Genomic DNA, 10806 nt, shown 5'->3' on the forward strand with positions numbered 1-10806 from the left:
GTGACGTGCTGGTGGCCCACCCAGTCGCCCTGCGATCGCTGTTCACCTGGGCCGAGCGGGCAGGACTGATCCTCCGCAACCTGACCAGCCGGATCAAGGTCGGGCAGTACCGGTACGGCGTGCTGCAACCGCTCGTCCCCGCTCAGGTCGACCGGTCCGTCACGGCAGCCACCACCCCGGCCACACGGCTCATCCGCGCCTTCGCCAATCGCTGTTCCGTCGTACCGAGGCGGGGGCCGGCCTGGTTTCTCGCCGCGAACCGCTCGTACCCGAGCTCACCGGGTGGCTCCGCGTCATCGGGTGGACGGCTCCGGTTGCGTCCTGGCCGTGTGCGTCGCAGGCTGCCGCTATGGACCGACCCCCGGGAACCAGTGCCCTGCCCGTCCTGGTGACCGGCGCCGCGGGCAGTGTCGGCGCCGTCGGACGTTCCGTCGTCGAGGGCCTTCGGCGACGCGGCCTGCCCGTCCGGGCCGTGGTACGTCGCGAGGACGATCGCGCACGGGCGCTGCGGGCGACCGGCGCCGAGGTCGTGGCCGCAGATCTGACGCGTGCGGACGAGGTCGCCGCCGCCCTGGACGGTTGCGGGCGGATGTACTTCGGCATGGGCGTATCGGCGCAGTATCTGGAGGCGGCTCTGACGGCAGCGGTCGTCGCGCGCGCGTACGGGCGCCTGGAGGTGTTCGTGAACATGTCGCAGCTGACCGTCGCCGAGATGGACCTCGGCCGCACCTCCGAGTCGGATCAGCAGCGGCAGCAGTGGCTGGTCGAGCAGGTCCTCGACTGGTCGGGCCTGCCCGTTGTCCAGATCAGGCCCACCGTGTTCCTGGAGAACCCGCTCTTCCGCGTCGGCTTCTCCTCGATCGCGAAGACGGGCACCATCAGGCTGCCCTTCGGCGAGGCGAAGACCTCCCCGGTGGCGGCCGGCGACGTCGCTGCGGTCGTGGAGGAGGTTCTGGCCGACCCGGCTCCGCACACCGGGCGGATCTACGAGCTGACCGGTCCCCGTTCGGAGGGCATCACCGCCATGGCGGCGCAGGTCTCCGCAGTCCTGGGCCGGCCGGTCGGCTACCGCGACGTCCCCCTGCAGGAGTGGATCGACGACGATCTCAGGCCGCTGGCGCTGCCGGACCACGTCTTCCAGCACATCTCCACCATGGCCCGCCTCCACGCGGAGAACCGGTACGACCGCAAGGCGGACGGTGTGGAGCGGGTCACCGGGCGGCCCCCTTCGGATGTGGCCGACTTCGTCCGGACGCACGCCGACCTGTTCACCGGCCCATGAACGGCGAACTCCTCGACCCGGCCGTCGCCACGGCGGGCGGCCGAGAACTGTGGAGCGCTCTTGACCGAAAGTACCTGCTGCTGCAGGACTCCGGCTGACGCCCCGGCCAAGCCCCGCACGCACAAACGCGCAGGAGCAGAATCATGAACCGTCGTGTCGTCTACACCCGTGGCGGGTTGCCCGCGGACGTCCTGACCGTCATCGATGAACCGGGGCCGGCAGCGCCCGAGCGCGGCCAGGTCCTCATCCGCACCACGGCCTTCACGGTGCACCCTGGTGATCTCCAAACCATCGAGGCCTACCCAGGGACGGCTGCACAGCCGGTTCCGTCCGGTCTGGAGGCCACCGGCGTGGTGGAGGCGATCGGCCCGGGAACCCGCGTGGCGCCGGATGTCAAGGTCGGCGGCCGAGTAACGGTCTTCCCCCAGCCGGGGGCGTGGGCCCAATGGATCGTGGCGGACGCCGAGGTGGTCGTCGCCGTACCGGACGAGCTGTCGGACGAGGTCGCCGCGCAGATGCTGGCGAACCCGCTCACCACAGTGATGCTGCGCCGTGAGGCGGAGGAGCACCTGGCCTTCGGATACGACGGTCTTCTGGTGCAGACCGCTGCGGGCTCGTCGGTCGGTCGGCTGGTGACGGGCGTGTCGCAGTTCCACAACCTGGCGCTCGTCAACGTCGTCCGCAGCGACCGCGGTGCCGCCGAGCTGCGCAAGCGGTTCCCGGACGTGCCGGCCGTGTCGACAGAGCGTCCGGGCTGGGCCGACGAGGTCCGCAAGGCAGCCGGCCGCCGTCCGGTAAGTGTGGCCTTCGACCCGATCGGCGGGAAGCTGGCGGAGAGCCTTCTGGACCTGTTGACGCCGGGCGGGAAACTGGTCAGTTACGGGCTGATCGCCGAGGAGCCGATCCCGGTGCATGCGTCGACGCTGCTGAACAAGTCGCTGACACTGCGGGGCATGAACATCGGCCGGTGGCTGTCCGAGGCCTCCGCCGAGAGGCGGGCATCCGACATCGCCACTGCGAAGCAGATCGCGCTGGGGCTCAAGGACCAGTTCGAGGTGGCCGCCACGTATGGCCTCGGCGAGCTGGCCAATGCCGTTGGGCACGCGGTACGGCCCGGCAAGGTCGGCCTCGTCCTCGTCCGCCCCTGGTAGCCGCCGCTACCTCCTTGAGGCGGCGGCGTCGAGCTGCTGCGGGGTGCGCCTGCGGCAGCTGACCGCGTCCGTCGGCCCCCGTCAGCTGGCCGTTCGTGGCTTCATCCCACAGCTCGGCGAGTTCAGACGGCTCGGCGACCACCTGGTCCAGGGCGTCGATGGCGAGCATTCGGAGGTCTGCGGGAAACTGCGGCATTGGTCCCGAGGGTCCGTAGTTCGAGCACGTAGCTTCGCCGTCAGGGTGCTGTGCGACGACCAGGGCTGCCGCGGCCACGGCTCGCTCGGCGTCGGGGGCTTCCAGTTGGTCTGCAGGGTTGGCGGCGCGTTTGAGCGCGCTGCGGATCATGGACTCGCGGTCGCCCATGGCTGCCTCATCCAGGTCGCTGGCCGAGTGCCTGCTCGTGGTCAGGAGCGGTTCACGGTGGACCCCGCCCAGCCTCTGGGCCGGGCGGGGTCCACGGGCGACTGGCAGCGAAGCAGGCGCTTGCGCACAGTCGAGGCGGTGTTCGCCTGGCCGATTCAGTGCTCCTGGAACAGCGACTGGGCGTGGCTCAGGCTGTACCTGGCGACATCGGTACCCAGTGTGACCCCGGCCTCGTCCGCGAGTCGGGTGTGGATGCCCAGCCAGACCCGCGCGTCCATGTTCTCCAGCGTGAGCTGGTGCCACGCGGTGTAGGTGCGGACGACGCCTGGTGCGGTGCCGCTGGTCAGGGTGAACGGGGCCGTGCGCGGTCCTACGAGGGCGGTGAGAACGGTTTCCGTCGCGCCTGCGTAGGTGTTGTGGCCGCTGGGGTAGTCCGGGTGCGCCGGGGTGGTGTGCAGTGGGGTCCATGACGGGTCGGCAGGGATCTCGCCGACGCCGGTTCGGATCGCGGTGACGGGGCGCCACAGCGGGTAGGTGTACTTGCTGTCGGAGGTGGCGATCTGGGTGTCCACCAGCGTGGCGTTGGTCAGGGCGACGAGTTCGGCCTGCTTGAGCAGCGGCTGGTGGGAGGTGGCGGCGAGCGCGACGCGAATCGGCTTGGTCCACAGGGCCGGCGAGGAGTCGAACCAGAAGTTGGCCGTGTCGGTCTGCCGCGCGGTGCGCACGGTGCTGTTCAGCTCGCCGAAGTCTCGCACCTCCTTCAGGTCGGTCTGGTACCGCTTGGACGTCGGAGCGGGAGGCGCGGGCAGTCGGAACTGGCTGCCGCTTTTCAGCAGGAAGGGCCGGGCGAACCGGCTGCCGTTCTGGATGGCGGGGGCGAACGCGGGCGGGGTGGGTTGCCAGACGCCTGGCGCGGCCGGCGGCACGGTGAAGGGGGCGTTCACCGAGGCCGCGTCGAGGCCGTCTCCCTCGCGGTCGTGCAGGACCTCCAGCGCCTGGCGTTCGCCGGCTGTGGTGCCCAAGGTCTCGGCCGGGCCGTCGGGAATCTGATCCAGGGTCTGCTGCAGGGCGGCATCCAGCTCCGGGGCACGGGTGGGCACCAGCTCCACCAGGGCGCGGTGCACCGCGGCGGCCAGCGCCGCGTCCTGATAGTCCCTACGGTCGACCCCAGACGGCACATGTCGCAGGGCCCGCGCCGCCGCAATCCAACTGACCGCCCAAGTACGGCTGTTGGTCACCGGAGGGAGTGATGAGCCAGCCGTCGCGATCGTGTCAGCTGTGGTGTCGTACCAGGCGAGCGCCACGGATGTGCGACCGTGCCCAGGCGCAGGGGCGGCGGCGACGCTCGACGCTGTGCCGGAGGTGACCAGCAGTGCCATGGAGGCCACCAGGGCCGCACGGGTCTTCGGGGAGTTCATGGGAGTAGCTCCTCATGGTGGGGTGGGGGGCCGGGTGTCGGCGCGCCCGTCTGGCAGTCATGTGCGACGGGACGTAAAAAATTGAGGATTTTGCACTGGCCGCAGCAGGTTTCCGGACGAAGCCGTGGGGCCTTGGCCCGGGAACCTGCGGAGCACGGTGCCGTGTCGGCCCGGACGCCCTGCCCGCGGCTGGGGATGCCGCTGCGGGCAGGGACGGTCTTCGGCGTGGCCGGGCGTGCGCCGGCAATGATGTATCCGGGCAGTCGGCGAGCCCAGGAAGTGCCCGGACATGTCTGCAGTCGAGTAACGGGTGTCCGCAGGGGCCACGTACGGAGCAGCGGACGAAGACGGGCGAGGCGGCATCGTCGTCGCTCCGTCTCATCAGCACCAGCGCGCACTGCGGCACACGTGCAGGCGTTCACAGGCCCAGCAGCGGCGCCCTCCTGACCTGGCGGGGTTCAGGCGGGATCGGCGTTGATGTGGAAGGGGACGGTGACGATGTTGGAGGCGACGCCCATCAGCGCCAGGTCCTTGGCGTCGATCTTCCCATTGCCGTTGAGGTCCTTCACGACGCTGGGTGCGTCGTTGTAGATGCCGTCGTGGTTGAGGTCGTCGACGACGGCCACGGTCAGGGTGGTGTCGACATTCTGCCCCGCGATGGGGGCGCCGACGATCCAGGTGTCCCACAGTTCGGTCTTGTGCGGGGTGCGGTTGGTGACGCCGGAGAGGTTGAACAGGTTGGCCAGGTTGGTGCCGGGCCCGGAGAAGCCGGGGAGGGTGCTGTTGGTGGTGGAGTCCAGCACGACCAGTCCAGGGATCTTGTCGTCCTGGCCGGTGGAGAACGTGCCGGGGAAGGGGGCGATGTTGTTGTGCGCGGCCGGGCCGGTGAGCTGGAGCCCGTTGAAGCCGGTCTGGGCCAGGGTCTTGTCCCGGAAGGAGAGCTTCAGATCCACGAGCCAGCCCTTGCCCTCCACGCCCGCGTTGTCCCCGCGCTTGGGCGCGATGACCTCCACCTTGACCGGGTGCGTTGCGGTGGAGGCGGACGTGTCCAGGCTCGAGGCGTTCGCGCTGGTCAGCCCGGAGGCCGCGGCGCCCAGGCCGAGAACCATGGCCGCACCCGCACCGAGGGCCCAGCCGAACTTCTTCTTCCTCATGACTTGTTCTCCTGAGTGTTGAGAGATTTGCAGTCATGTGTACGACCACCTGCGGCACTCGGTTCAGCCCGCAGGTCAACTGGTAATGCTTTGTTGGGTGGCGCGCGCCGGGGGGCTGGTCACGGTCGTGTTCCGGCGGTTCTTTGTCCGTGTGGCTCCGGACGAGCTGGGCCGTTCACGCGATGAGCTCGGGGCGTTCGCGGCGGAAATATTCGCTCCGCATCCCGGGCGACCAAGGTCACCGGCCGAAATGGCGTCCGACCCCGGACATGCTCGACGAGCTCGCCACGTGGCACCTGGCCCCGCCCGTCCACGATCAACCTGGCGTCGCGGGCCGGACCGTCCGGGGATGCCCTGGGCAGGTCGGGCTCCCGCAGGGCGACCCGGGCGACGGAATCAGCGTCGATCGGGTCGGATTTGCCCCGCTCGCGGGCGGAGCGCCGGGCGCCACCCATAAGCCGGTGTCGCACTCGCCGGCATCGGCCTCGGCCTGGCGGATCCAGCCGCGCAGGGTCTCGGGATGCACACCCAACTCGAGCGCCAGACGCTTGATCTGGGGCTTTGGCTCGATGCTGCGATACATCCGCACCGCACGCTCACGCAACTCCAGCAGATACTTATGGGGAGCAGTCATGGTCACAGTTCCTTTCACGAGAACCACCTGACCCGATGCCAGCTCCCTCCGCATCCAGAAAAATCCCCCGATCAGTTCCGCGGTGACAACGAGGAAGCAGCCCGCCAATCGCGTTCGCATCCCAGGCCCGTCACCCCGCGCCGACCGGCCACAACCTGCCGGACTGCCGGATCCGACAGCACAGGGTTGGATCGTCCGGCGTCCGTCACGGCTGCGGGGACGAGGATGCCGTCCAGCGCGCCCGTGGTCCCGGCGCCGGCCCCGTGTCGGCGCTCGCGTGCACACCCCTGTTACAAAGGGCGCCGACGGGCCTTCGCTCCAACGGACGGCGAGAACCTGAGTTGGTCCGCTGCCTGCGGGTGAACTCAAACCCCCAGCTCGTCGTATACGTAGCCGCAAGGGCACACGATCAGTGCCTCAGGACACAAGAAACCGCATGTCGCAGCCGTCCTCGAAGACGGCGCAGCCGGTGCGGTCAGGTATGGAAGTGAGTCGGATGGATCGGATCTGGTTCCGCGCCTCCCCTGGGCACGGACTGTCCACCGCCTGCAGCCCGGGCCCGGCGACGCTCCAAGCGACCCCAGCCTGCGAGACGAGGACATCGAGCTTGACGCCGGACGAACAGTTGATGACTGCGTTGTACACCGAGCACCACGATGTGCTGCTCTCCTTCGTGCGCAGGTACGTGCACAGTCCTGAGCAGGCGGAGGACGTCGTGCAGGAGACGCTGCTGCGGGCGTGGCGCAGCATCAACAAGATCGAGCCACGCCAGGTCACCATCCGCTCCTATCTCTTCACGATCGCCCGCAACGTGCTCACCGACGGCTGGCGCGCTGAGCAGCGGCGTCCGGAACTGCTCTGCGACAACGAGGCACTCGCGGCTGTACCTTCTGCCGATGATGTGGAGGCGGCGCTGGAGGGGCACGTGATCACCGCAGCGTTGGAACGCTTGTCCAGCGAGCACCGTGACGTGATCCAGGCGCTGTACTTCGAGGGGCTGACCGTCGCCGAGTCCGCGTCACGGCTCACGATCCCGGAGGGAACGGTCAAGTCCCGCGCCTACTACGCCGTACGCAACCTGCGCGCAGCCTTTGAAGAAATGGGAGTTCTACGGTGAGCACCGACCACGATGACGTGCGCATGCTGATCGGCGCGTATGTGCTGGGCGGTCTCAGCGAGACCGACCGCCGCGTCCTGGAGTCCCACCTGCCCACGTGCCAGGAATGCCGTGACGAGCTCGCACACTCGGCCCCGCTGGCGGGACTGCTCCGCCGCGCCCCGGGCATGTCCACGCCCCGTCCCCAGGCCACGCGCGAGGCCGACACCGACGCGGCGCCCCCGGCTTCGTCGGGCGGGCTCGACCGTCTGCTGGAGCAGGTCCGCGCCGCCGATGTCGCACGCAGGCGCCGGGCTCGTCGGCAGTGGCTGGCATTGGCTGCGGCCCTGATCGTGGTTGCCGGGCTCGGACTGGGGTCGATGCTGCCGTTCCGGCACTCGACAGGCCCGGCCACGGCCTTCACCTCAGCCGCCGGGTACTCCGTGTCCGGCCGTGCCACGCTCACGGCCAAGCCCTGGGGCACTGCGGTGAGCGTCACCCTGGCCGACCTGCCCGCAGGCGCACCAGGACCCTTCATCCTCCAGGTCTCCTCGGTGGACGGCCGCAAGGAGCAGGCGGCCACCTGGGCGATCACCCCCAACGGCAGCGCCGCCGTGACGGGGGCGAGTGCCTTGCACCTTCCCGACATCCGATCCATCTCCGTGATGGACCATGCGGGACGCCTGGTCGCCACGACCCGACCACTCTGACCTGCCTCGACCACCATCCCGCGGACCGCTCCACTGCCGGGCCCACGGGATGGTCCCGCCTGCCCTGACGCGGGCGACACGCCGCTGACCTGACGTCGTTGCCCCTGCAGAGCGGTTGCCCCAGCACGTGCGACTCGGGGCAACCGGGCATGGCGCCGCGCTCAAGCCATCTCGCCGCAATTCCACCTTGCTATTGAAAGGGTTACCCCGATGAAGATTCACACCCGCGTCGCATCTGCCGCGGCCACCATGCTCGCCGTCGCCGCCCTGGCAACCGCCTGCTCCTCCGACGGCGGCAGCACAACCACCGCACCATCCGCACCGGCTTCGTCGGATGCCGCTGCCGCTGCCGGGGCGGTGAGCACGTCGTCGTCGCCGACGCTGGGCACCATCATCGTCAACGAGGCGGGCCGTACCCTGTACGCGTTCGACAAGGACACCACAAGTCCTCCGATGTCGAACTGCTACGCGGACTGTGCCGCCAAGTGGCCGGCGGTCCCGGCCACCACCGACGTCAAGGGCATCGACCCCAGCCTGCTCGGCTCGGTCACGCGCAAGGACGGCACCAAGCAGCTCACCATCAAGAATCACCCGGTCTACCTCTTCGCGGGCGACCAGGCAGCCGGTGACATCAAGGGCCAGGCGGTGAAGGGTGTCTGGCACGCCCTCACCCCCCAGGGAACCGAGATCAAGACGCCGAAGGTTTGATCGTCGATCTCGGTGCGCGACTGGTGAGAGGCCGTCCGCCGCGTGAACCCCGGCGCGTGCGGGCGGCCTTGTGAACCGCGGCTCGGGCAGAGACGGGTCCAGGAGCACGACCCATCTGCGCTCACCCGGCCGGGCGGGAGCGTGCGGGGGCGCCGGGACGGGAGTCCTACGTTTCAGGAGTTCCGCAAGAAGACCCTGATATGTCCGGCGAGTTGCTGCGGCTGGTCCTCGGGAATGAGCGTGTAGCTGTCGCGGATCTCCACGAGTTCGCCCCGAGGCAGCAACTCGGCGAGCCTGCGCCCGTGTTCGAGCGGCATGACCTTGTCCTCGGCCGCCCAGGCCACCAGCGCGGGTCGGTCGAATTCTCGCAACTTCTCGGCCCACCGGAGGAGTTCTTTCTTCGGCGGCACACCGAGGACGTACTTCCGCAGATCCCGCCGGATCTCCTTGGACGTCCACAGCGGCCGGAACCACGCGTCCATCACCTCGTGGGGCACCGGACGCTTGCTCATCCACCCCCAGGTCATGGGCAGCCGCCGCATCGGTTTCGCCTTCAAGAGGGAGAAGGCCGGCTTCAACCCGCCGGGCAGCTTCGCGGAGGTGTGGAGGTTGCTCCCCGGCAGCCCCGGCGGGAAGTTGTCGAACGCCTCGCAGGACGTGATGACGAGTCGGCCGATCCGCTGATCCCGCCCGTCCGCGACAAGGGCCTGCGCCCCGCCCCAGTCGTTCATGACGAGGGCGACGTCGGCGAGATCGAGCGCGTCGAGGAACTCCGCGACCAGCCGGGCCACACCGAGGACCGACAGGTCGGCGTCCGGCTTCATGGGCCGGCGATGGCCGCCGAGCGGCAGAGTGGGCACAACACATCGGTAATCGGAGCGCAGATCGGCGACGACATGCCGCCAGAGCGAACCGTCCATGGCCACCCCGTGCAGCAGGACGAGCACGGGCCCGTCACCACCGGTGTCCTGGTACTCCACAAGACCTGCGGACAGCTGGACCTCGGACGCTTGCGGTACCGGTGGTACGTGGGAGTGTTCGGTCACGGCGGTGCACTCTCCTCGGTTGCCGACGGGCAGGGCGGCGTGCTGCTCCGAACCTACGCCAGTGGCGTACGCCGGACCGCGCCCGAGCAGCCACTCCGCCCAGGCCGTCACCGACTGAGGCGTTCCGGCGCGGCGTCAGGCCAGGGAGGCGGCGTGGGCGGGGTCGATGGCGTACTGGAGAGGCTGGTCCCGTACGAAGCGGCGGAGTTCGTCGAGCACCAGCTCTCCGAGACGGTGTCGTTCGGCCCCGAGGGCACCGCCGAGGTGGGGTGTCAGGACAACGTTGGGAAGGGTGAAGAATGGCGAGTCACGGGCCGGAGGCTCCGGGTGCGTGACATCGAGTACAGCGGTGAGGTCGGGCCTGGCGCGCAGGACCGCCACTGCGGCTCCCTCGTCGATGAGCGCGCCACGCGCGGTGTTGATCAGCGTCGCGCCCGGCCCCAGGGAGTTCAACAGCCCTGCCCCGATCGTGCCGCGGGTCTCAGGCAGAAGTGGTGCGTGGAGACTGACGACGTGGCAGGTGGCGAAGAGCTCCTCGATGCCGACGAGCCGGACGCCCGTCCGCCGGGCGGTGTCGGCGGAGGCGATGGGGTCCGTGGCGAGGATCTCGATGTCGAAGCGGCTGAGGTGGGCCGCGACGAGACGACCGATGTGTCCGAGCCCCAGCAGGCCCACGCGTGAGCGGTAGGCACCCGGGACCTTGGGATTGTGAGGAAAGCGTCGGCTGCTCGCCACCTCCCGGGTGATGCGGTGCACCTGTTTCAGCCCGAGGAGGACCTGCGCGAGGGTGAACTCCGCCACCGGGATGGCATTGGCTGCGGCCGCGGAGACGATCGGAATGCCGCGTGTCCAGAAAGCCGGCGTGGTCAGGTGCCGCACGGAGCCCGCCGCGACGAGGACGGCCCGCAACCGGGGGGCATGCGCCAGGAAGGCGGCATCGAGGACGGGCGCGCCCCAGCCCGTGAGCAGGACGTCGACCCCTCGCAGCACGTCGGGATCCTCGTCGAGCTGCTGTCGTGTGAGGGGTGGACCCTGCCAATGCACGAGCCGGTCGATTTCGGCCAGAACCTCAGGGGGATAGACGTCTGCCCTGCGTTCTGCCTCCATGACCAACAGTGCTGTCGGTCCGGGTGCCGGGTCGTTCATGTCGGTTGCGCTCCTCAGCTCTTTCGCTGACGATCCGTCAGCGAATGGATCCGCGAACCCCGGTCGGGCGCGCGGGGAAGCACCTGACCGGATGGTG

12 protein-coding genes are annotated in these 10806 nt (G+C 69.4%); 6 read left to right on the forward strand and 6 right to left on the reverse strand.

Annotation, left to right across the window (positions count from 1 at the left end; translation table 11 throughout):
- Positions 1-11: 11 nt before the first annotated feature.
- From OG953_RS10285 to OG953_RS10295, 3 genes are all read left to right on the forward strand, one after another.
- On the forward strand, positions 12-392 hold the full coding sequence (locus OG953_RS10285; protein ID WP_405683631.1) for a hypothetical protein: 381 nt from the start codon (positions 12-14) through the stop codon (positions 390-392).
- On the forward strand, positions 350-1282 hold the full coding sequence (locus OG953_RS10290; RefSeq protein ID WP_405683633.1) for an NAD(P)H-binding protein: 933 nt from the start codon (positions 350-352) through the stop codon (positions 1280-1282). The genes OG953_RS10285 and OG953_RS10290 overlap by 43 nt, the downstream gene beginning before the upstream one ends.
- A gap of 143 nt (positions 1283-1425) precedes the next feature.
- On the forward strand, positions 1426-2433 hold the full coding sequence (locus OG953_RS10295; protein ID WP_405683635.1) for a zinc-binding dehydrogenase: 1008 nt from the start codon (positions 1426-1428) through the stop codon (positions 2431-2433).
- On the opposite strand, the gene OG953_RS10300 is transcribed toward OG953_RS10295, so the two are convergent.
- The 4 genes from OG953_RS10300 to OG953_RS10315 form a co-directional block, all read right to left on the reverse strand.
- Positions 2321-3061 (reverse strand): DUF4259 domain-containing protein, encoded by a 741-nt coding sequence (locus OG953_RS10300; RefSeq protein ID WP_405691760.1) that lies wholly within the window; start codon positions 3059-3061, stop codon positions 2321-2323. The genes OG953_RS10295 and OG953_RS10300 overlap by 113 nt on opposite strands.
- The gene (locus OG953_RS10305; RefSeq protein ID WP_405683637.1) at positions 2953-4215 is read right to left on the reverse strand and encodes a vanadium-dependent haloperoxidase; all 1263 of its coding nucleotides are present in this window, start codon (positions 4213-4215) and stop codon (positions 2953-2955) included. The genes OG953_RS10300 and OG953_RS10305 overlap by 109 nt, the downstream gene beginning before the upstream one ends.
- 458 nt (positions 4216-4673) lie before the next feature.
- Positions 4674-5369 carry a hypothetical protein gene (locus tag OG953_RS10310; RefSeq protein ID WP_405683638.1) on the reverse strand — a complete coding sequence of 232 codons (696 nt, stop codon included), beginning with the start codon at positions 5367-5369 and terminating at the stop codon, positions 4674-4676.
- Between the two features lie 316 nt (positions 5370-5685).
- A complete protein-coding gene (locus tag OG953_RS10315; RefSeq protein ID WP_405683639.1) occupies positions 5686-6003 on the reverse strand; it encodes a transposase in 318 nt (105 codons plus the stop codon).
- 628 nt (positions 6004-6631) lie between these two features.
- Between OG953_RS10315 and OG953_RS10320 the strand changes: the two genes are divergently transcribed.
- The 3 genes from OG953_RS10320 to OG953_RS10330 all read left to right on the forward strand — a co-directional run bounded on the left by OG953_RS10320 (position 6632) and on the right by OG953_RS10330 (position 8517).
- Positions 6632-7120 carry a sigma-70 family RNA polymerase sigma factor gene (locus tag OG953_RS10320; RefSeq protein ID WP_405683640.1) on the forward strand — a complete coding sequence of 163 codons (489 nt, stop codon included), beginning with the start codon at positions 6632-6634 and terminating at the stop codon, positions 7118-7120.
- A complete protein-coding gene (locus OG953_RS10325; protein WP_405683641.1) occupies positions 7117-7809 on the forward strand; it encodes an anti-sigma factor family protein in 693 nt (230 codons plus the stop codon). The genes OG953_RS10320 and OG953_RS10325 overlap by 4 nt, the downstream gene beginning before the upstream one ends.
- Positions 7810-8019: 210 nt before the next feature.
- The gene (locus OG953_RS10330; RefSeq protein ID WP_405683642.1) at positions 8020-8517 is read left to right on the forward strand and encodes a hypothetical protein; all 498 of its coding nucleotides are present in this window, start codon (positions 8020-8022) and stop codon (positions 8515-8517) included.
- 173 nt (positions 8518-8690) lie between these two features.
- Here the strand turns inward: OG953_RS10330 and OG953_RS10335 are convergent, their stop codons facing one another.
- Both OG953_RS10335 and OG953_RS10340 read right to left on the reverse strand, forming a co-directional pair.
- Positions 8691-9563 (reverse strand): alpha/beta fold hydrolase, encoded by an 873-nt coding sequence (locus OG953_RS10335; protein ID WP_405691762.1) that lies wholly within the window; start codon positions 9561-9563, stop codon positions 8691-8693.
- A gap of 135 nt (positions 9564-9698) precedes the next feature.
- Positions 9699-10709, reverse strand: a complete 1011-nt coding sequence (locus OG953_RS10340; RefSeq protein ID WP_405683643.1) for a hydroxyacid dehydrogenase — start codon at positions 10707-10709, stop codon at positions 9699-9701.
- Between the last annotated feature and the right edge of the window lie 97 nt (positions 10710-10806).

Origin of the sequence: Streptomyces sp. NBC_00057 (assembly GCF_045041165.1) — a bacterium.
In the GTDB taxonomy this organism is placed as follows: Bacteria; Actinomycetota; Actinomycetes; order Streptomycetales; family Streptomycetaceae; genus Streptomyces.

Excerpts from the sequence above, each read along its gene's own strand:
- OG953_RS10315 (WP_405683639.1), bottom strand. The coding sequence starts at position 6,003 with ATGACTGCTCCCCATAAGTATCTGCTGGAGTTGCGTGAGCGTGCGGTG.
- OG953_RS10330 (WP_405683642.1), top strand. The coding sequence starts at position 8,020 with ATGAAGATTCACACCCGCGTCGCATCTGCCGCGGCCACCATGCTCGCC.
- OG953_RS10310 (WP_405683638.1), bottom strand. The coding sequence starts at position 5,369 with ATGAGGAAGAAGAAGTTCGGCTGGGCCCTCGGTGCGGGTGCGGCCATG.
- OG953_RS10340 (WP_405683643.1), bottom strand. The coding sequence starts at position 10,709 with ATGAACGACCCGGCACCCGGACCGACAGCACTGTTGGTCATGGAGGCA.
- OG953_RS10320 (WP_405683640.1), top strand. The coding sequence starts at position 6,632 with ATGACTGCGTTGTACACCGAGCACCACGATGTGCTGCTCTCCTTCGTG.
- OG953_RS10290 (WP_405683633.1), top strand. The coding sequence starts at position 350 with ATGGACCGACCCCCGGGAACCAGTGCCCTGCCCGTCCTGGTGACCGGC.
- OG953_RS10305 (WP_405683637.1), bottom strand. The coding sequence starts at position 4,215 with ATGAACTCCCCGAAGACCCGTGCGGCCCTGGTGGCCTCCATGGCACTG.
- OG953_RS10295 (WP_405683635.1), top strand. The coding sequence starts at position 1,426 with ATGAACCGTCGTGTCGTCTACACCCGTGGCGGGTTGCCCGCGGACGTC.